22 protein-coding genes, 4 tRNA genes and 3 rRNA genes are annotated in these 20,085 nt (G+C 44.7%); 2 read left to right on the plus strand and 27 right to left on the minus strand.

Annotated features, from left to right (window positions below; all coding sequences use genetic code 11):
* Position 1: 1 nt before the first annotated feature.
* The 8 genes from SJY16_RS00005 to SJY16_RS00040 form a co-directional block, all read right to left on the minus strand.
* Positions 2–77: transfer RNA gene (locus SJY16_RS00005), tRNA-Val, on the minus strand.
* 140 nt (positions 78–217) lie between these two features.
* Positions 218–292: transfer RNA gene (locus SJY16_RS00010), tRNA-Glu, on the minus strand.
* Positions 293–300: 8 nt separating this feature from the next.
* Positions 301–376 (minus strand) — tRNA-Thr (locus tag SJY16_RS00015).
* A gap of 3 nt (positions 377–379) precedes the next feature.
* Positions 380–454 (minus strand) — tRNA-Asn (locus SJY16_RS00020).
* 10 nt (positions 455–464) lie between these two features.
* Positions 465–581: ribosomal RNA gene (gene rrf / locus SJY16_RS00025) — 5S ribosomal RNA — on the minus strand.
* 136 nt (positions 582–717) lie between these two features.
* Positions 718–3,646, minus strand: a 23S ribosomal RNA gene (locus tag SJY16_RS00030).
* Between the two features lie 353 nt (positions 3,647–3,999).
* A 16S ribosomal RNA gene (locus tag SJY16_RS00035) occupies positions 4,000–5,549 on the minus strand.
* The 16S, 23S and 5S rRNA genes sit together here with 4 tRNA genes alongside, the layout of an rRNA operon.
* 245 nt (positions 5,550–5,794) lie before the next feature.
* Entirely contained in the window at positions 5,795–6,019 is a 225-nt protein-coding gene (locus tag SJY16_RS00040) for a hypothetical protein (RefSeq protein WP_377887064.1), read from the minus strand.
* Between the two features lie 121 nt (positions 6,020–6,140).
* Here SJY16_RS00040 and pdaB point away from each other — a divergent pair, with 121 nt between their 5' ends.
* Positions 6,141–6,899: a polysaccharide deacetylase family sporulation protein PdaB gene (gene pdaB, locus SJY16_RS00045; RefSeq protein WP_377887065.1), complete on the plus strand. Its 759-nt coding sequence runs from the start codon at positions 6,141–6,143 to the stop codon at positions 6,897–6,899.
* Positions 6,900–6,947: 48 nt separating this feature from the next.
* On the opposite strand, the gene SJY16_RS00050 is transcribed toward pdaB, so the two are convergent.
* Positions 6,948–7,553 (minus strand): KinB-signaling pathway activation protein, encoded by a 606-nt coding sequence (locus SJY16_RS00050; protein WP_377887066.1) that lies wholly within the window; start codon positions 7,551–7,553, stop codon positions 6,948–6,950.
* 150 nt (positions 7,554–7,703) lie between these two features.
* Between SJY16_RS00050 and gerD the strand changes: the two genes are divergently transcribed.
* A complete protein-coding gene (gerD, locus tag SJY16_RS00055; protein ID WP_377887067.1) occupies positions 7,704–8,348 on the plus strand; it encodes a spore germination lipoprotein GerD in 645 nt (214 codons plus the stop codon).
* Between the two features lie 44 nt (positions 8,349–8,392).
* Here gerD and SJY16_RS00060 read toward each other — a convergent pair whose 3' ends face one another.
* The 18 genes from SJY16_RS00060 to SJY16_RS00145 all read right to left on the minus strand — a co-directional run bounded on the left by SJY16_RS00060 (position 8,393) and on the right by SJY16_RS00145 (position 20,060).
* Complete coding sequence (locus SJY16_RS00060; protein ID WP_377887068.1) at positions 8,393–9,424, minus strand: Mrp/NBP35 family ATP-binding protein; 1,032 nt, start codon at positions 9,422–9,424, stop codon at positions 8,393–8,395.
* Between the two features lie 104 nt (positions 9,425–9,528).
* A complete protein-coding gene (gene cwlD, locus SJY16_RS00065; RefSeq protein ID WP_377887069.1) occupies positions 9,529–10,242 on the minus strand; it encodes an N-acetylmuramoyl-L-alanine amidase CwlD in 714 nt (237 codons plus the stop codon).
* 91 nt (positions 10,243–10,333) lie between these two features.
* Positions 10,334–10,771, minus strand: coding sequence for a DUF2521 family protein (locus tag SJY16_RS00070; RefSeq protein ID WP_377887071.1), 438 nt, complete (start codon positions 10,769–10,771; stop codon positions 10,334–10,336).
* 182 nt (positions 10,772–10,953) lie between these two features.
* Positions 10,954–11,346, minus strand: a complete 393-nt coding sequence (gene rpsI, locus SJY16_RS00075) for a 30S ribosomal protein S9 (protein WP_377887072.1) — start codon at positions 11,344–11,346, stop codon at positions 10,954–10,956.
* 18 nt (positions 11,347–11,364) lie between these two features.
* Positions 11,365–11,802, minus strand: a complete 438-nt coding sequence (gene rplM, locus SJY16_RS00080; protein WP_377887073.1) for a 50S ribosomal protein L13 — start codon at positions 11,800–11,802, stop codon at positions 11,365–11,367.
* Between the two features lie 164 nt (positions 11,803–11,966).
* Complete coding sequence (gene truA / locus SJY16_RS00085; protein WP_377887075.1) at positions 11,967–12,707, minus strand: tRNA pseudouridine(38-40) synthase TruA; 741 nt, start codon at positions 12,705–12,707, stop codon at positions 11,967–11,969.
* 11 nt (positions 12,708–12,718) lie between these two features.
* Entirely contained in the window at positions 12,719–13,516 is a 798-nt protein-coding gene (locus SJY16_RS00090) for an energy-coupling factor transporter transmembrane component T family protein (protein WP_377887076.1), read from the minus strand.
* Positions 13,513–14,382, minus strand: coding sequence for an energy-coupling factor ABC transporter ATP-binding protein (locus tag SJY16_RS00095; protein ID WP_377887077.1), 870 nt, complete (start codon positions 14,380–14,382; stop codon positions 13,513–13,515). Before SJY16_RS00095 ends, SJY16_RS00090 begins: the two co-directional genes overlap by 4 nt.
* Positions 14,358–15,197, minus strand: coding sequence for an energy-coupling factor ABC transporter ATP-binding protein (locus SJY16_RS00100; protein WP_377887078.1), 840 nt, complete (start codon positions 15,195–15,197; stop codon positions 14,358–14,360). Before SJY16_RS00100 ends, SJY16_RS00095 begins: the two co-directional genes overlap by 25 nt.
* A gap of 368 nt (positions 15,198–15,565) precedes the next feature.
* A complete protein-coding gene (gene rplQ / locus SJY16_RS00105; protein ID WP_224885180.1) occupies positions 15,566–15,928 on the minus strand; it encodes a 50S ribosomal protein L17 in 363 nt (120 codons plus the stop codon).
* A gap of 51 nt (positions 15,929–15,979) precedes the next feature.
* On the minus strand, positions 15,980–16,924 hold the full coding sequence (locus tag SJY16_RS00110; protein ID WP_377887079.1) for a DNA-directed RNA polymerase subunit alpha: 945 nt from the start codon (positions 16,922–16,924) through the stop codon (positions 15,980–15,982).
* Between the two features lie 241 nt (positions 16,925–17,165).
* On the minus strand, positions 17,166–17,561 hold the full coding sequence (rpsK, locus tag SJY16_RS00115) for a 30S ribosomal protein S11 (RefSeq protein ID WP_377887080.1): 396 nt from the start codon (positions 17,559–17,561) through the stop codon (positions 17,166–17,168).
* Between the two features lie 17 nt (positions 17,562–17,578).
* Positions 17,579–17,944, minus strand: coding sequence for a 30S ribosomal protein S13 (gene rpsM, locus SJY16_RS00120; protein WP_377887081.1), 366 nt, complete (start codon positions 17,942–17,944; stop codon positions 17,579–17,581).
* Positions 17,945–17,965: 21 nt separating this feature from the next.
* Positions 17,966–18,079, minus strand: coding sequence for a 50S ribosomal protein L36 (gene rpmJ / locus SJY16_RS00125; RefSeq protein ID WP_036787716.1), 114 nt, complete (start codon positions 18,077–18,079; stop codon positions 17,966–17,968).
* Between the two features lie 36 nt (positions 18,080–18,115).
* On the minus strand, positions 18,116–18,334 hold the full coding sequence (gene infA / locus SJY16_RS00130) for a translation initiation factor IF-1 (RefSeq protein WP_377887082.1): 219 nt from the start codon (positions 18,332–18,334) through the stop codon (positions 18,116–18,118).
* Positions 18,327–18,647, minus strand: a complete 321-nt coding sequence (locus SJY16_RS00135; protein ID WP_377887083.1) for an RNA-binding protein — start codon at positions 18,645–18,647, stop codon at positions 18,327–18,329. Before SJY16_RS00135 ends, infA begins: the two co-directional genes overlap by 8 nt.
* Before the next feature lie 16 nt (positions 18,648–18,663).
* Positions 18,664–19,410, minus strand: a complete 747-nt coding sequence (map, locus tag SJY16_RS00140) for a type I methionyl aminopeptidase (RefSeq protein ID WP_224885190.1) — start codon at positions 19,408–19,410, stop codon at positions 18,664–18,666.
* Positions 19,410–20,060: an adenylate kinase gene (locus SJY16_RS00145; RefSeq protein ID WP_377887084.1), complete on the minus strand. Its 651-nt coding sequence runs from the start codon at positions 20,058–20,060 to the stop codon at positions 19,410–19,412. The genes map and SJY16_RS00145 overlap by 1 nt, the downstream gene beginning before the upstream one ends.
* Positions 20,061–20,085: the final 25 nt, after the last annotated feature.

Below are 20,085 nucleotides of genomic sequence, written 5' to 3' on the forward strand. Positions count from 1 at the left end.
ATGGTGGAGGATGACGGGCTCGAACCGCCGACCCTCTGCTTGTAAGGCAGATGCTCTCCCAGCTGAGCTAATCCTCCACAGAGTAAAAATAAATTAAATTGATGTTGGTGACCCGTACGGAATTCCGACGCGATAGCTAGTCCCGCTGCTAATCTTCTTGAGATTGCATCTTGCGGGGGAACCCTTGGGTGAGAAGCCCGTAAGCTTCTTTGAAAAATGGTGACCCGTACGGGATTCGAACCCGTGTTACCGCCGTGAAAGGGCGGTGTCTTAACCGCTTGACCAACGGGCCTTATTGTCTGGAGCTTCCAACCGGATTCGAACCGATGACCCCTTCCTTACCATGGAAGTGCTCTACCTGCTGAGCTATGGAAGCAAATGGCTCCACAGGTAGGATTCGAACCTACGACCGATCGGTTAACAGCCGATTGCTCTACCACTGAGCTACTGTGGAATAATGACTAGCCTGGCGACGTCCTACTCTTGCAGGGGGAGATCCCCCAACTACCATCGGCGCTGAAGAGCTTAACTTCCGTGTTCGGCATGGGAACGGGTGTGACCTCTTCGCCTTCATCACCAGACTAATCAATGGTTGTTCCACCACAAAGTGTTTAACCAAGGACAAGATATATATTACTATATGCTTGAAATAAAATCAAGGACTTTTTTTCATTCCCTGAAAACTAGATAGCAATCAACAACGTATTCCAATGTTTTTAGGTTAAGCCCTCGATCGATTAGTATTCGTCAGCTCCACGTGTCGCCACGCTTCCACCCCGAACCTATCAACCTCATCATCTCTGAGGGATCTTACCAGCTTGACGCTGTGGGAAATCTCATCTCGAGGGGGGCTTCATGCTTAGATGCTTTCAGCACTTATCCCTTCCACACGTAGCTACCCAGCTATGCTCCTGGCGGAACAACTGGTACACCAGCGGTGTGTCCATCCCGGTCCTCTCGTACTAAGGACAGCTCCTCTCAAATTTCCTGCGCCCGCGACGGATAGGGACCGAACTGTCTCACGACGTTCTGAACCCAGCTCGCGTACCGCTTTAATGGGCGAACAGCCCAACCCTTGGGACCTACTTCAGCCCCAGGATGCGATGAGCCGACATCGAGGTGCCAAACCTCCCCGTCGATGTGGACTCTTGGGGGAGATAAGCCTGTTATCCCCAGGGTAGCTTTTATCCGTTGAGCGATGGCCCTTCCATGCGGAACCACCGGATCACTAAGCCCGACTTTCGTCCCTGCTCGACTTGTAGGTCTCGCAGTCAAGCTCCCTTGTGCCTTTACACTCTGCGAATGATTTCCAACCATTCTGAGGGAACCTTTGGGCGCCTCCGTTACTCTTTAGGAGGCGACCGCCCCAGTCAAACTGCCCACCTGACACTGTCTCCGCACCGGATCACGGTGCTGGGTTAGAATGTCAGTACAGCCAGGGTAGTATCCCACCGACGCCTCCACCGAACCTAGCGGTCCGGCTTCTATGGCTCCTACCTATCCTGTACAAGCTGTACCAAAATCCAATATCAGGCTACAGTAAAGCTCCATGGGGTCTTTCCGTCCTGTCGCGGGTAACCTGCATCTTCACAGGTACTATAATTTCACCGGGTCTCTCGTTGAGACAGTATCCAAGTCGTTGCACCTTTCGTGCGGGTCGGAACTTACCCGACAAGGAATTTCGCTACCTTAGGACCGTTATAGTTACGGCCGCCGTTTACTGGGGCTTCGATTCAGAGCTTCTCCCGTAAGGGATAACCCCTCCTCTTAACCTTCCAGCACCGGGCAGGTGTCAGCCCCTATACATCGCCTTGCGGCTTGGCAGAGACCTGTGTTTTTGCTAAACAGTCGCTTGGATCTTTTCACTGCGGCTCCCCTGGGCTATTCACCCGAGGAAGCACCCCTTCTCCCGAAGTTACGGGGTCATTTTGCCGAGTTCCTTAACGAGAGTTCTCCCGATCGTCTTAGGATTCTCTCCTCGCCTACCTGTGTCGGTTTGCGGTACGGGCACCTCTTTCCTCACTAGAGGCTTTTCTTGGCAGTGTAGAATCAGGGACTTCGGTACTTAATTCCCTCGCCATCACGACTCAGCCTTCGCGGTGAACGGATTTGCCTATTCACCAGCCTAATCGCTTGGACGCGCATTTCCAGCAGCGCGCTCTCCCTATCTTTCTGCGTCCCCCCGTCGTTCAAACGGAAAGGAGGTGGTACAGGAATATCAACCTGTTATCCATCGCCTACGCCTTTCGGCCTCGGCTTAGGTCCCGACTAACCCTGAGCGGACGAGCCTTCCTCAGGAAACCTTGGGCTTTCGACGGACAAGATTCTCACTTGTCTTTCGCTACTCATACCGGCATTCTCACTTCTAAGCGCTCCACCAGTCCTTTCGGTCTGACTTCGCAGCCCTTAGAACGCTCTCCTACCATTGTCGTAAGACAATCCACAGCTTCGGTGATACGTTTAGCCCCGGTACATTTTCGGCGCAGCGTCACTCGACCAGTGAGCTATTACGCACTCTTTAAATGATGGCTGCTTCTAAGCCAACATCCTGGTTGTCTAAGCAACGCCACATCCTTTTCCACTTAACGTATACTTTGGGACCTTAGCTGGTGGTCTGGGCTGTTTCCCTCTCGACTACGGATCTTATCACTCGCAGTCTGACTCCCGCGGATAAATCGTTGGCATTCGGAGTTTGACTGGATTCGGTAATCCGGTAGGGACCCCTAGTCCAATCAGTGCTCTACCTCCAAGATTCTTGCCGCGAGGCTAGCCCTAAAGCTATTTCGGAGAGAACCAGCTATCTCCGGGTTCGATTGGCATTTCACCGCTACCCACACCTCATCCCCGCATTTTTCAACATGCGTGGGTTCGGGCCTCCATTCAGTGTTACCTGAACTTCACCCTGGACATGGGTAGATCACCCGGTTTCGGGTCTACGACCACGTACTATTTCGCCCTATTCAGACTCGCTTTCGCTGCGGCTCCGCCTTCTCGGCTTAACCTTGCACGGGATCGTAACTCGCCGGTTCATTCTACAAAAGGCACGCTGTCACCCATTAACGGGCTCCAACTAGTTGTAGGCACACGGTTTCAGGTTCTCTTTCACTCCCCTTCCGGGGTGCTTTTCACCTTTCCCTCACGGTACTGGTTCACTATCGGTCACTAGAGAGTATTTAGCCTTGGGAGATGGTCCTCCCGGATTCCGACGGGGTTTCACGTGTCCCGCCGTACTCAGGATCCGTCTCGGAGGGCAGCGGATTTTGACTACAGGATTGTTACCTTCTCTGATGGACCTTTCCAGGTCGCTTCGTCTATCCGTGCCTTTGTAACTCCAATGAGACGTCCTACAACCCCAGAGGGCAAGCCCTCTGGTTTGGGCTGATTCCGTTTCGCTCGCCGCTACTCAGGAAATCGCGATTGCTTTCTCTTCCTCCGGGTACTGAGATGTTTCAGTTCCCCGGGTATGCCTTCTATCTCCTATGTATTCAGAAATAGATACCATCCCATTACGGATGGTGGGTTCCCCCATTCGGAAATCTCCGGATCAAAGCGTACTTACTGCTCCCCGAAGCATATCGGTGTTCGTCCCGTCCTTCATCGGCTTCTAGTGCCAAGGCATCCACCGTGCGCCCTTAGTAGCTTAACCTTATGACTTCGTTATTAGCGTCGAACTTCTTCGTTGGCTTCATTCCTCCGGTGCTCACGTATATAAATACGCTCCGCTCCTCCGGAATTTCGCCGCCTCGAATTTCTCGCTTCTAACTCGTCATTGATGTTGCACATCGTAAGATGTGACTAACTAAGAAATAACGCAAAAAATAATTCTTTATTGGATGTCGTTGTTTATGCTATCTAGTTTTCAAGGAACGTGGCTACTTCTTGAATCCGCTAATGCTTCATCAAATTAGCCTGTTTTGAAAGAATATAATCATTCTTTCAAAACTAAACGAAACGCTCATGCAAGTTTGGCAACCAATGTTGCCTCGTAATTCTCCATAGAAAGGAGGTGATCCAGCCGCACCTTCCGATACGGCTACCTTGTTACGACTTCACCCCAATCATTTGTCCCACCTTCGGCGGCTGGCTCCAAAAGGTTACCTCACCGACTTCGGGTGTTACAAACTCTCGTGGTGTGACGGGCGGTGTGTACAAGGCCCGGGAACGTATTCACCGCGGCATGCTGATCCGCGATTACTAGCAATTCCGGCTTCATGTAGGCGAGTTGCAGCCTACAATCCGAACTGAGAACGGCTTTATGGGATTCGCTTCACCTCGCGGTGTCGCAGCCCTTTGTACCGTCCATTGTAGCACGTGTGTAGCCCAGGTCATAAGGGGCATGATGATTTGACGTCGTCCCCACCTTCCTCCGGTTTGTCACCGGCAGTCACCTTAGAGTGCCCAACTGAATGCTGGCAACTAAGATCAAGGGTTGCGCTCGTTGCGGGACTTAACCCAACATCTCACGACACGAGCTGACGACAACCATGCACCACCTGTCACTCTGTCCCCCGAAGGGGAACGTCCTATCTCTAGGAGTGGCAGAGGATGTCAAGACCTGGTAAGGTTCTTCGCGTTGCTTCGAATTAAACCACATGCTCCACTGCTTGTGCGGGCCCCCGTCAATTCCTTTGAGTTTCAACCTTGCGGTCGTACTCCCCAGGCGGAGTGCTTAATGTGTTAACTTCAGCACTGAGGGTGGAACCCCCCAACACCTAGCACTCATCGTTTACGGCGTGGACTACCAGGGTATCTAATCCTGTTCGCTCCCCACGCTTTCGCGCCTCAGCGTCAGTTACAGACCAGAGAGCCGCCTTCGCCACTGGTGTTCCTCCACATATCTACGCATTTCACCGCTACACGTGGAATTCCACTCTCCTCTTCTGCACTCAAGTCCCCCAGTTTCCAATGGCCCTCCACGGTTGAGCCGTGGGCTTTCACATCAGACTTAAGAGACCGCCTGCGCGCGCTTTACGCCCAATAATTCCGGACAACGCTTGCCACCTACGTATTACCGCGGCTGCTGGCACGTAGTTAGCCGTGGCTTTCTGGTTAGGTACCGTCAAGGTACCGCCCTATTCGAACGGTACTTGTTCTTCCCTAACAACAGAGCTTTACGACCCGAAAGCCTTCGTCACTCACGCGGCGTTGCTCCGTCAGACTTTCGTCCATTGCGGAAGATTCCCTACTGCTGCCTCCCGTAGGAGTCTGGGCCGTGTCTCAGTCCCAGTGTGGCCGATCACCCTCTCAGGTCGGCTACGCATCGTTGCCTTGGTAAGCCATTACCTTACCAACTAGCTAATGCGCCGCGGGCCCATCCTACAGTGTTAGCCAAAGGCCAACTTTCAACGTTGCATCATGCGATGCTATGTATTACCCGGTATTAGCTCCGGTTTCCCGGAGTTATCCCAGTCTGTAGGGCAGGTTGCCCACGTGTTACTCACCCGTCCGCCGCTGAGAAATAGGAGCAAGCTCCCATTTCTCCGCTCGACTTGCATGTATTAGGCACGCCGCCAGCGTTCGTCCTGAGCCAGGATCAAACTCTCCGATAGAAAGTCTAATCTAGCTTTAAAACTTGTTGTTTCCGTAGAAACAATTTCTTGCATGGCGTTTCGTTCAGTTTTCAAAGATCGATTTGTTTCTTTCAATGTCGTTTTCAGCGACTTTATTAATGTAACACATTAACTCAATCGAAGTCAACAACTTTTTTGTTTTTTATTTCGTGTCGGCCGTTTGTTATCGGCGACTTTTATAACTATACAGGTTGAACTATTATTTTGCAATAGGTTTTTTAAATTTAATTTGTATCTTTTTTTAAGATCCTGATGTACTTCGCAACCTCACTAGTTGACGCTGTTCTTTTATACATTCCAAGTAGAAGCCGGTACCGCTCCTCCATCGCTCGTTTAACGATCCTCTCTATCCGATCATCATCAAGATTCAATAGCATCTCCTCCATCTCCCGCTTAAGAAGATATTCCATTTCCTTTACTTCTTTATCGCTAAGTAGAAAGCCCATCATGATATAACCTCCTTCCTCAAACCATTATGACCATACCATCGAACCTTTATGTGTTGAAGAAAGAGACTTTGTACATAGTTGCCTAGGACAGCGCATATGAATGGGACAAAGGAGGTGCGAGATGAAGTTTTTTTGGGTATGGCGAGGAAAAAGAATTAAACAAAGCATGGTTATTATAGCCGCTGCATTCTTTGCGGCACTCATTCTATTTGTGGAAGGAAGAGACCTTGCAGTCTTTACTTCGAACGGTACCCCTTTAGCGATTGATCAGGTGAAAAGTCAAGGTAAACAGTTGGCTTTAACATTTGATATAAGCTGGGGGGAGACAAAAGCAGTTCCCATACTAGAAGAATTAAACAAGAATAACATTTCGGCTTCATTCTTCCTTTCGGGGGCTTGGGCAGAACGCCACCCGGAGATCGTAGAACAAATTGTAAAAGCCGGACACGAAATAGGAAGTCTTGGATATCGTTACGAAAACTACACTTCGATGGAAGATTTAGAAATGCGAAAAGACATTATACGTGCTCAAGAAGCAATCAAAAAAGTATCAGGTGTACAAACAGAACTTATTAGACCTCCAAATGGTAACTTTAATAAAAGGGTTTTAGAAGTATCGAATAAACTGAATTATACTGTAGTCCATTGGAGTTTAGATTCTAACGACTGGAAAAACCCAGGTGCATCTGACATCGTGACGAATGTCGTAAAAGATGCGAATGCCGGAGACATCATTCTTCTCCATGCATCAGATTCGGCGAAACAAACAGATGCCGCTCTTCCAGAACTAATTTCACAACTGAAAAAGAAAGGTTATGACTTTGTCACTGTGAGTGAACTAATATCCAATGCTACTATTAATAGTAAAGAAGTAAAATAAAGCAGCTCTGCTATTCACGCAGAGCTGCTTTAACTATAGTTCATGTATTTACGAGTTCTTGGTTTCAGTAATTCGATGTAATGTGAGGACTTGCCACACGTTACTAACCAACAATGGGATTAAGATTAACCAGACCCATTTTTGATCATCACTTTGGAGTCCTGGTATCCACTCTAAAATGGTTACAACTACAATAAAGAATAAAGCTGGAATAAAGGCATGCTTGTTTGTTTCTCTCCTTTTGATATAAGCCGTTACAAGTCCGACCACTAATAGAAGTAGCGCAACACCAATATAGCCAATCAAACTATCTCCAGGTTCAGCAAATACTACATACCTGAAATAAACAAGATCGAATAGCGCTACCGCTATAAGAACGACCTGTATCGTGTTCCAAAGTTTAACTGATTTGAAAATCCCTAGACCAAAACGATGAATTGTTAAGTATGCAAAAAAACCCATCTGACTAATCAAACTAAAGATACTGGATACTCCAAGAAGCCAGAGCATAACGATCAAGAACGAAACAATTTCTCCATTCTTTAAATCATTCCAATACTGCGTCCACTCCATAGCTAGGCCTGTTACCATTCCTGCCGTTGATCCAATCAGAAGGGTTGAAAAGAATAAGTAAACAAGATTTCTTGTCTTCACAATCAAGCCCCCGATGTTAATAATGATACTTCTCTGTAGAATTGTACCAATGCCTTTTACAAAATGCCAGCCTTCCATCAATCTATGGGTATAATTTCGAAAAATCGCCTAATATTAAGGATAATAATATCTGAAAGGAGCATAAGCGATATGAGTCCACGATTCAATCTGCTTACTCTCGGATTAGCAATCCTTCTAATTACAGCCGGGTGCGCTTCTGGAGCTGCAGAGGGTTCTGAAGCCAATTACGAAGAAACAAAAAAAATGCTTGTTGACCTATTGAAAACAGATGATGGAAAAAAGGCAATCCAGGAAGTTATGTCGGATGAAAAAATGAAACAGCAGCTGATAATGGAACAACCTTTTGTAAAAGAAACCATTCAGAAAGTACTAACATCAGAAGAAGGTAAGAAATACTGGCAAGAGTTACTTAAGGATCCTAAGTTTGTTGAGAACTTCGCCAAAAATATTCAAAGTGAAAACGAGAAGCTTTTCAAATCACTTATGGATGATCCTGATTTTCAAGAAAAGATGATGGACCTGCTACAAGACCCTGAAATGGAGAAACAGTACCTTCAACTTCTAGAGAGTAAACAATCAAGAAAACAAATTAAAGAGCTCATCACCGAGACATTCGATAGTCCTCTGTTCCAAGCGAAACTTCAGCAGATGCTAACGAAAGCAAGCCCTGAACAAAACAAAGAATCTGAATCTAAAGACAGTGGCAAAGAGAACGAAGACCAGAAATCGAGTGAAGATAAAGCCGGTAGCGAAGATACAGGTGGTCAAGAATAAGTAAGAAGAAAGGACATGCTAGGGACAGCATGTCCTTTCTCATCTTATTCCGTTTTTGAAATGATTTCATTTGCGATTTCTAAATACTGCTTACCGATCGGGTGATCCGTTTGGTAAATAGAAGGCGCAAAGTCCTCTTCGTCATAATCAGGTTGCCCAAGAGGAAGTTTGCCCAATAGATCTGTGGAAAGTTCGGAAGCTAGCTTCTCTCCACCTCCCTGACCAAATACATATTCCTTCTCTCCTGTTACATTACTTTCAAAGTAAGCCATGTTTTCCACTACACCAAGAACTTCATGCTTTGTTTTCAAAGCCATAGCACCCGCCCTAGCAGCTACAAATGCTGCTGTTGCATGCGGAGTAGTAACAATAATCTCCTTTGAAGCGGGTAGCATCGTGTGAACATCGAGCGCCACATCCCCAGTACCTGGAGGAAGATCGAGAAGTAGATAGTCGAGTTCTCCCCACTCAACTTCACTAAAGAAGTTATTCAGCATTTTGCCGAGCATTGGTCCGCGCCAAATGACTGGTGCATTATCTTCAACGAAGAACGCCATCGACATGACCTTCACACCAAAACGCTCAACTGGGTAGATTTTCTCCTGCACAACCTTTGGACGAGTTTCAATGCCCATCATATCCGGAACACTAAATCCATAAATATCCGCGTCAATTATGCCAACTTTTTTACCTAATCTTGCAAGTGAAGTTGCAAGGTTTACGGTTACAGTGGATTTCCCAACACCGCCTTTACCACTTGCTACTGCAATAAACTGTGTTTTGCTTTCAGGCGATAACAAAGGTGGCAAATCAGGGTTAGCGGAAGCTCCTTCTGGAAGCTCATCGTCTGCTAACTGCTCAAACCGCAATCCTACTGACTCCGCACCAGCTTCTTTTAGTATATTCACTATTTCTTGCTGCACTTTCATTTGTTCAGCAGATTCTGTTTGAGCAAGTGCTACTTTGACACTTACATAGCCTTCCTTCGTTTTCACATCACGAATTGTAATACTTTTATGTAAGATAGGATCTTGCACCTTATTTAATAATTCAACGACCTGATCTTTCGTTAACATTGGGGCACCACCTTCTCTGAATTCGATTACATTGCTAGTATAACATATCATTCCAGCCATTTTGAGAGTCGCGCTTTCAAGTATATAATATAAAAAACCAGCGCCTATTCTTCAGGCACTGGTTCATTTGTTGCATATCTAACGATTCCTTGATAAATAGAAGCAGCGACTTTGTTTTGATACGTTTCAGTCTTCAGTAATTCACGCTCCGTTGGATTCGATAAAAACCCTACTTCTACAAGTGATCCCGTAATATCTGCTTCTCTCAGTACATAGACATTGTCTAAGTTTTTCGCAAGGCGGTTTGTATTCTCTAGGTTACGCTTGATTTCGGACTGAATAAATCGAGAAAGTGCTTTACTATCATCGTTTGCTGGATTATAAAAAGTTTGAGCGCCGCTCCACTTAGCTGATGGAATAGCGTTTAAATGTATGCTTATGAACATATCATTGCTAGAATCATTGATCATCTCAACACGCTTTCTAAGATCTTCTGCTTTACGGTTGCTAAGACCCTTAGTACCTTCGGATGCTAAGTCAGTATCTGTCTCCCGCGTCATGATTACGAGTGCGCCAGCTTCCTGGAGGTAATCACGCAACTTAAGAGAGATGTCTAAGGTAACATCCTTTTCCACAACGTTGTTTCCTACCGCGCCACCGTCAGGACCGCCATGTCCCGGATCGATCACGATAACTTGACCGGATAATGGCAAGTGCCAGGCATCCCATGAATGATCAATCGCAAATTTGTAGTTAATAATAAAAAGCAAAACAAGAACACCAGCTGCGACCCCTAGCCGTTTCCACCACTTCTTCATACTGTTCCAACACCGCCCTTCACTTTGTCCTACTTTATTTATATGGGACGAGTGAAGGAAATAGTATTGAATCGTATTAATGTTTAAGAAGTTAGTGAAGACGAAGACGCCGTCTCATTACACCCTTTTCATAGCCTTTTTTCCACCACCTAGAAACAAATACATCGCACGCGATTTGAAGGGAATCTTCATACCCATGACTTGACCGCCAAAAAGTCCAATACTCAAACAGCGCTTCAATCAATGCCTTCTCTAGTATAAAGCACCGCTCCTGCACCTTTCTCATCGGTTCACCCTGACATGAAAACTTACTATACTCCGCTCCAAGCAAGTACGCTTCAATAGCAATGTCGATGCACACGTTCTCTACATCTCCCTTATATAAAATAGCATTAGAAAAAAACGGCGAAAACATCTCTTTAATGTCTTCAGTTAGTTCAGACAGGGAAACCTCAGTCAAAATACGGCGCTCAAATTCAATGCGTTTATGGCGCTGTCGTTCTTTAAATACTGTAATAACGTTATCCAAGTCATCCACCCTCTCATAACTCTTTACCATTTAGTGTTCAACGAGAGAGAGAGAGTATTCGAAAATGATGTTGGTAATTCATTCAGTCTTTTTGGAATTATTTCCTTCGAAATGAAAAATCGTATAAATGAGCATAAAAAAACCTCCGGCTATTGTAAGCCAGAGGTTTTTGAATAAAGCTATTAACGCTTTGAGAATTGTGGTGCACGACGTGCTGCTTTAAGACCGTATTTCTTACGTTCTTTCATACGAGCATCACGAGTTAGGAATCCAGCGCGCTTAAGAGTGCCGCGGAATTCTGGGTCAGCTTCAAGTAGCGCACGAGCAATTCCGTGACGGATTGCGCCAGCTTGTCCAGTGAAGCCGCCACCTTTAACGTTTACGAAGATATCGTAAGTGCCTTCAGTGCCAGTTTCAACTAGTGGCTGCTTAGAAATTAGTTTAAGTGTTTCAAGGTCAAAATAATTGTCTAGTTCGCGACCGTTTACTACCATGCGTCCGTTACCAGGTAGTAGACGTACGCGAGCTACAGAGTTTTTACGTCGGCCAGTGCCGTTGTATTGTACTTGTGCCAAAATGGGTCCCTCCTTCTATTATCCTCTTAGTTCGTATTTTTCAGGCTGTTGTGCTTGATGGTTGTGCTCGCTTCCAGCGTATACGTGAAGCTTTTTAGCCATCTGGCGTCCAAGGCTATTCTTTGGAAGCATACCTTTGATCGCAAGTTCAAGCATTTGCTCAGAACGCTTAGTACGCATTTCAAGAGCAGTTCTTGATTTCAAACCACCTGGGTGTCCGCTGTGACGGTAGTACATCTTGTCAGTAAGCTTCTTACCTGTAAGTTCAATTTTCTCAGCGTTAAGGATGATCACGTGATCACCTGTGTCAACGTGAGGTGTAAATGTTGGTTTATTCTTTCCGCGTAGGATCGCTGCTACTTCACTTGAAAGACGGCCAAGTGTTTGACCTTCAGCATCAACGACATACCATTTGCGTTCTACTTCGTGGCCTTTTGCCATAAATGTCGTACGCATGAGTTTCCCTCCTAAAGTCATTCCATGTATTTTAAAAACTGCCTAAAATTGATTGTCGGTTGTCAGTTAGATTTCTAAATCCGGGGCTAGTGGATGTAGAAATACCAAAGAATATCTTATAACATACAGAGCCAAATGTCAAGGCTCTTTGAAGCTTTAACTTCTTACTTACTATAACACACTTTCCATAAATAGAGTCCTTGTGGAGGAGCCGTTTTTCCAGCAGCGTCGCGATCTCTCGCTTCTAAGACATTCACCACATCATGAATCCCCCGCTCGCCTCTTCCTATTTCTAATAGCGTACCAGTTAGAATCCGTACCATATTGTATAAAAAGCCATTGCCTTCAAACAGAAAAGTGATTTCATTGTTTTCGACCTCGATATCAATCTTGTACAACTCCCGAACTTTGTCTTTCACTTCGGATCTCGCAGAACAGAAGGATGTGAAATCATGCTCTCCTATCAACAGCGCTGCCGCTTCTTTCATATTTGAAATAGCAAGAGATCGCGGCTCATGTATAACGAAGTTCCTTCGAAAGACATCAGGAGTAGCATTGTTATCAACACGGTAGACATACGTTTTGCGTTTAACGCCATATCTAGCGTGAAACGTTGAAGGCACCTCATCAGCACGAAGGGTTCTTATGTCATTCGGAAGTAACGCGTTCAATGCTTTCGGCCATCGATCAAGAGGGATACATAAATCCGTATCGAAATGTACGACTTGCCCTGCTGCATGGACCCCAGCATCTGTCCTGCCTGAACCCGTTACATGTACTGCCTTTCCTTTATGAATCTTCTGTAGGGCATGCTGCAACTCTTCTTGCACTGTACGCCCATTAGGCTGGATCTGATAGCCGTTAAAAGCTGTACCATCATATGAAATCGTCAATTTAATCCTCATCGCACTCTCCCTTAGCTCCTAAGCAATATCAAGGCAAGACAGAGGATTAGGAGGAATACGAACAAAAGACTATCCTTTGCTTCCCATTTCAACAAACGGATGCTTGTTCTTCCTTCTCCACCTCGATACCCTCTTGCTTCCATAGCCATTGCAAGGTCCTCTGCACGCTTGAACGCACTAACAAACAAAGGAACGAGTAAAGGTACAATACTCTTTAGCCGCTCTTTAATCGGCCCACTAGAGAACTGCGCGCCTCGTGCAGCCTGTGCCTTCATAATCTTTTCAGTTTCTTCAAGAAGCGTTGGAATAAACCTCAGCGCAATCGACATCATTAGAGCAAACTCATGTACAGGAAGACCAAACCGCTTAAACGGCCCAAGAAGCGTTTCGAGTCCTACTGTAATATCGATAGGGGTAGTTGTCAGTGTCAAGAGTGAGGTGATCATAATGAGAAATAAAAGTCTCATGGAGATGAATACCCCTTGTTCAACTCCGCCCTGGTATACCTCAATAAATCCTAGGTTAAAGAGTAATGGTCCTTCTTTTGTTAAAAACACATGCAGAAAGAATGTGAGAATGATGATAAGAAGAATTGGTTTTAATCCATTATAAATAAAACGAATTGGAATACGAGACACCACAATTGCGCTCAACGTGAATGCACCAAGTAATGCATAGGTGATCCAGTTATTTGCAAGAAAAACAATAATGACAAATAAAAACGTTGTTAATAGTTTCGCTCTCGGATCCAAGTTATGCACATATGACTTACCAGGAACATATTGTCCGATAATAATGTTTTGCATCATGAGTGCTCCTCCTTTCTAAGAAGGGAGACAGCAGCTTCAACTGTACCATCTAACGTGAAAACGCTGTGTGGTAGTTTCGTGTTAAACCGTTCTTCAAGACGTTTAATAAACTGCACTGTTTCAGGGATGTCGAGGCTCAGTGCTTTAAGGGCATGTGCATCACTGAAAACTTCCATCGGTGTTCCTTGTAGTGCAACAGTGCCTTTTTCCATAATAACGATGCGATCAGAATACCGCGCTGCATCTTCCATACTGTGAGTAACGAGAATCGTTGTTAGACCCTCTTCTTGATGCAATCGATAAAACAACTCCATTATCTCTTTCCTACCACGAGGATCGAGTCCTGCAGTTGGCTCATCAAGTATAAGAATAGAGGGTTTCATCGCAAGAACGCCAGCTATCGCAACACGCCTCATTTGTCCTCCACTCAAGTCGAAGGGGGACCGTTCTAGAAATGAGTGGTCTAACCCAACAAGGTCAATCAATTGTGCAGCGCGTTTCTTAGCCTCATCTTCAGATACACCAAAATTCATTGGACCAAAAATAATATCCTTTTCGATTGTTTCTTCAAACAATTGGTGTTCGGGGTACTGGAAAACAACCCCTACATGTTTTCTCAACTCTTTTAGACGCTTTTCTTTCTCTCCAGATTTGATGTGAAAGTCACCAATTCGAATACTTCCCGCAGTGGGCTTCAATAGCCCATTCAAATGCTGAATGAGAGTGGACTTACCAGACCCTGTATGACCGATAATAGAAAGAAACGTCCCTTTTTTAATAGAAAGATCCACATCTTTCAGTGCAGTTCTCTCGAACGGAGTGCCTTTACTATATAAATGTTCTAATTCTTTGATTGTAATGTCCATATCGCGTCTACCAGATCCTCCTGTGATAGTGTTAGCGAATCAAGAGGATATCCTCTTTCTTTCAACGCTCGGTGCATCTGCAAAGGGAAAGGCAAATCAAGACCAATCTCCTCTAGCATTTCTCCCTTTTGAAAGATAGCTGATGGAAGTCCTTCATCGATTATCTGACCCTTATTCATCACGATCATTCGATCAGCTTTTGCTGCTTCCTCGAGATCATGAGTAATCGATATAACAGTCATTCCTTCTTCTTCTTTCAGCTCTCTCATCGTCTCTAATACTTCTTTTCTTCCAGCGGGGTCAAGCATTGAAGTTGCTTCATCCAAAATAACGATAGATGGTCTTAAAGCAACGATACCCGCTATTGCCACTCTCTGCTTTTGTCCACCTGATAGTCGATGAGGTTCTTGGTCAACATACTCCTCCATCTTAACCCTTTTGATACTTTCTCCTATGCGCTCTAGCATCTCTTCACGTGGAACACCATTATTCTCAAGGCCAAATGCTACATCATCTCTCACGGACGTACCAACAAACTGATTGTCAGGGTTTTGAAAAACAATACCGACTCTTCTTCTAATTTCCCAAATGCTTTCCTCGTCTCTACTATTGTATCCTTCGACAAGAATGTCACCCTTCTCTGGCTGTAACAATCCATTTAGGTGTCTAGCTAATGTAGATTTCCCTGAGCCATTATGACCCACAATCGCAAGCCACTCACCCTTCTCAACTGTTAACGATACATCATTAAGCACATAGGGGTGTTCTTTTTGATATCGAAATGACACATTTTGAACGGATATTAAATCGCTCATATTCGTTCCTCCTGACTCTCTGTCTCTACTAGTATACCCATCGTCCTATTCAAGTCATTGCTATATGCTGGTGCGAAAAAATGGCGGATGCTTTTATGTCCCCGCCACTTTTTCCTATCAGCATGGAATAAGGACACATAGACACCAGTCGTGAATATTCTCTCTCATAAAATAGCATATTTGGCTTTTTAGAAAGAATAAATCGTAGTAAAAAAAGCCCGGCATCTGCCAGGCTTTCGGTAATGGCAACCAGCATGCTACCACTCTTTTAAATCTTACTTATGCTAATAAAAAAAACGCACTAAAAAAGGGCATAGAATCAGTATCCATAGTCGAGATCCTGTCCCGCCCTTTTTATCGAGTGCGATTTAAACTAGCTCAATGATGACCATTTCAGCACCGTCACCGCGGCGTGGTCCAAGTTTACGGATACGAGTGTAACCGCCTTGGCGCTCCGCATAGCGAGTAGCGATATCGCTGAATAGTTTTTGAAGTGCATCTTGGCCAGATTCTTTATCCGCGATTTCGTTGCGAACGAAAGAAGCTGCTTGACGGCGAGCGTGAAGATCACCGCGCTTACCAAGTGTAATCATTTTGTCGATGAAAGAACGAAGCTCTTTTGCTTTCGATTCTGTCGTTTCAATACGTTCATTAATGATCAAATCTGTAACAAGGTCACGGAATAACGCTTTACGCGTATCACTTGTACGACCTAACTTTTGGTATGCCATGAAGTATTCCCTCCTTTGTTGTTTCTTAGATCAACAACTTTGTATATCTATCTATTCTTCGTTGCGTAGTCCAAGTCCAAGTTCTTCAAGCTTTTCTTGTACTTCTTCTAGTGATTTACGTCCTAGATTACGAACTTTCATCATGTCTTCTTCAGACTTATGAGTAAGTTCCTGGACAGTATTAATGCCAGCACGTTTCAGGCAGTTATATGAGCGAACTGAGAGATCAAGCTCTTCGATAGTCATCTCAAGCACTTTCTCTTTTTGGTCCTCTTCTTTTTCGACCATGATTTCAGCATTTTGAGCCTGATCTGTTAAGCCGACAAAAATATTTAAATGTTCATTTAAAATCTTTGCCCCTAACGATACCGCTTCTTCAGGTCGTATGCTTCCATCTGTCCAAACGTCGAGGGTTAGTTTGTCATAGTTAGTTACCTGGCCAACACGAGTGTTCTCAACTTGGTAGTTTACACGAGAAACAGGAGTAAAGATAGAGTCAACTGGAATTACACCAATTGGCTGCTCATCATTCTTGTTTCCTTCTGCTTGTACATAACCTCTTCCACGAATTGCAGTAATTCTCATATGGAAGCGAGCACTAGCAGAAAGGGTAGCAATATGAAGGTCAGGGTTTAAGATCTCCACGTCGCTGTCATGAGTAATATCTCCAGCTGTTACCGTTCCAGGGCCTTGCACATCAACTACTAATGTTTTCTCTTCTTCAGAGTAGACTTTCATTGCTAGCTTCTTAAGATTAAGAATAATAGTAGTTACATCTTCGTGTACACCTTCAATTGTAGAGAACTCATGGAGTACTCCTTCAATTTGTACGGATGTCACAGCGGCACCAGGAAGAGATGATAACAGGATACGACGTAGGGAATTCCCTAGTGTAGTTCCATAACCACGTTCTAATGGTTCTACAACAAACTTTCCGTATTTAGCATCCTCGTTGATAGCTACCGCTTCAATTTTTGGCTTTTCGATTTCGATCATCCAACAAACCCTCCTTCAAAACGTCGAACTTCGGTTAGACATTGTGTCTAACCGAATAATCCCTTTAGGCGGTTCCATTACCAACAACCTAATTATGATTCGTCAACCGTCAACAATTTATACAATATCATTATTGACATGTTCATCAATTGTATACCGATAGATTGAATCTTTCTATAAGAGATTTTTCAAAACCAGGTATTCACCCGAAGGGAACATCTACGTTTGAACTCTCTATTAATTATACTCTACGACGTTTTGGCGGACGGCAACCGTTGTGAGGTACTGGAGTTACGTCACGGATCGCAGTAACCTCTAGACCTACAGCTTGAAGCGCACGAATAGCAGCTTCACGACCAGCACCAGGGCCTTTAACGGAAACTTCGATTGACTTCATGCCATGCTCTTGAGCTGTTTTACCAGCTGTCTCAGCAGCCATTTGAGCTGCGAATGGAGTAGACTTACGAGAACCTCTGAAGCCCATGTTCCCAGAAGTTGCCCATGATACAGCATTTCCGTGAGTGTCAGTAATAGTTACAATTGTATTATTGAAAGTAGAACGAATGTGAGCTATTCCACTCTCAATATTCTTTTTGACACGCTTTTTACGTGTATTAGCTTTACGTTGTTTAGCCATTTGTTAGTTTACCTCCCTTACTTCTTCTTGTTTGCTACTGTACGGCGAGGGCCTTTACGAGTACGAGAGTTGTTCTTCGTATGTTGGCCTCGGACAGGAAGACCGCGACGGTGGCGAATACCACGATATGAACCGATCTCGATTAGACGCTTAATGTTAAGAGAAATCTCACGACGAAGATCACCTTCAACTTTAATTTTGTCTACCTTTTCACGGATTTTTCCGAGTTCTTCTTCAGTCAAGTCGCGAACGCGTGTATCTTCAGATACACCAGCATCAACTAGGACTTGTTTAGCAGTAGTTTTACCGATTCCATATACGTAAGTTAACGCGATTACTATGCGTTTTTCGCGTGGAACATCAATACCAGCAATACGTGCCATTTCGTTGCACCTCCTTATATATTAACCTTGTTTTTGCTTATGCTTAGGGTTATCGCAGATAACCATTACTTTACCTTTACGGCGAATAACTTTACATTTTTCACAAATTGGTTTTACTGATGGTCTTACCTTCATTGTTTTTACCCTCCTTGTATTCGGAGATTAACTTTTTTATTTATATCGATACGTGATTCGACCACGTGATAAGTCATATGGAGAAAGCTCAACAGTTACTTTGTCGCCTGGCAAAATACGAATGTAATGCATGCGTATCTTCCCGGATACGTGAGCAAGGATCTTATGACCGTTTTCGAGTTCTACTCTGAACATTGCATTCGGTAGAGGTTCGATAACTTTGCCTTCCATTTCAATAACGTCTTCCTTAGCCATCTACTTGCTCTCCCTCCTTTAAATCAATGACATATTCATTCATATACTTTGAGATCGCGAAACGCAGCTTGCCATTAGTGACTCGGCTCGTTTCCTCAAGACTTCGCTTTACCTCAGGGGATACATAATTCATTAGCTCCAGGTGTGCGAGGTTCTTTCGCTTTGGACGATCAAATTTTCGTTTGTCGCCATCTGCGATGAAAACATAACGATCATCTATTACTTCAACAATCACGCTATATTGTTCAGCGTCTCTTCCCCGTTTGTTCCGCACGATCCGACCGATCTCGGGCACGGTATCCGACTCTTTCAAGAACCATCACCTTCACTTAGGCCTTTGTTAAAATTTCATATCCTTCTTCTGTAACAGTAAAAGTATGCTCAAAATGAGCGCAATTTTTACCGTCAGTTGTTACTACAGTCCAGTTATCTGAAAGTGTTCGAACATAACGAGAGCCCATATTCACCATCGGCTCTACCGCAAGAACCATGCCTTGCTTGAGCCTCGGTCCTTTTCCTGGAGGACCATAATGAGGAATTTGAGGATCTTCATGAAGGTCCTGACCTACACCATGACCAACATATTCCCGTACGATCGAGAAACCTTCAGCTTCCGCATACGTTTGAATTGCATGAGAGATATCGGAAAGTCTTTTCCCGACCTTCGCCTCAGCCAATCCTTTATATAACGATTCCTCGGTAACTTTTAACAACCGTTCGTCTTTTTCTGAGATAGTGCCAACAGGATAGGTCCAGGCTGAATCGCCATGATAACCTTTATATTTAGCACCGATATCGATGCTGATAATATCTCCCTCCGCCAACACGCGATCTCCTGGAATACCATGTACCAGCTCTTCATTTACAGAAGCGCAGATACTTCCAGTAAATCCATTGTAACCCTTAAAGGAAGGAATTGCACCAAGCTGACGAATAAACCGATCGGCAATCGTATCCAGCTCTTTTGTCGTAACTCCAGGCTTAATGTGCTTCTGCAGTTCTTGATGCGTTAATGCGACAATTTTGCCTGCCTCTCGCATGATATCAAGTTCGCGAGGAGTCTTGCAAATAATCATTACGACAACCCTCCGAGGAGTTGGTCGATATCTTCAAACACCACATTGATGTCTCTGTTGCCGTCAATGGTTTTTAAATAGCCTTTGCCTTCATAAAAGGTCAACAACGGTTGCTGTTGCTGCTTGTTGACTTCGAGGCGTGTGCGAACAGTTTCTTCTTTATCGTCATCTCTTTGATAAAGTTCTCCCCCGCACTTATCACAGACCCCTTCTTCCTTTGGAGGATTGAAGATCGCATGATAGGTTGCTCCACAGTCCTTACAAACACGACGCCCAGTCAATCTCTTCATGAGTTGATCTTCTTCAACAGCGATATTAACAACGTAATCCAACTGTCTATCCAAATCGGAGAGAATCTTCTCAAGAGCTTCTGCTTGAGCTACTGTTCTTGGAAAACCATCAAGGAGAAAACCTTTTTCGCAATCATCTTTTCCTAAACGGTCTCGTACTATACCAATCGTAACTTCATCGGGTACGAGATTTCCGGAATCCATGTACTCTTTTGCTTTTATACCAAGAGGTGTTCCTTCTTTAATCGCTGCTCGGAACATATCTCCTGTTGAGATATGAGGGATGCCATACTTTTCGACAATCTTTTCTGCCTGGGTTCCTTTTCCGACACCCGGGAGCCCCATTAATACTAGATTCATCTAATCCCTCCATACGTCACCCAAT

The sequence above is a fragment of the Alkalihalobacillus sp. R86527 genome (genome assembly GCF_042466185.1).
Lineage (GTDB): Bacteria > Bacillota > Bacilli > Bacillales > Guptibacillaceae > Guptibacillus.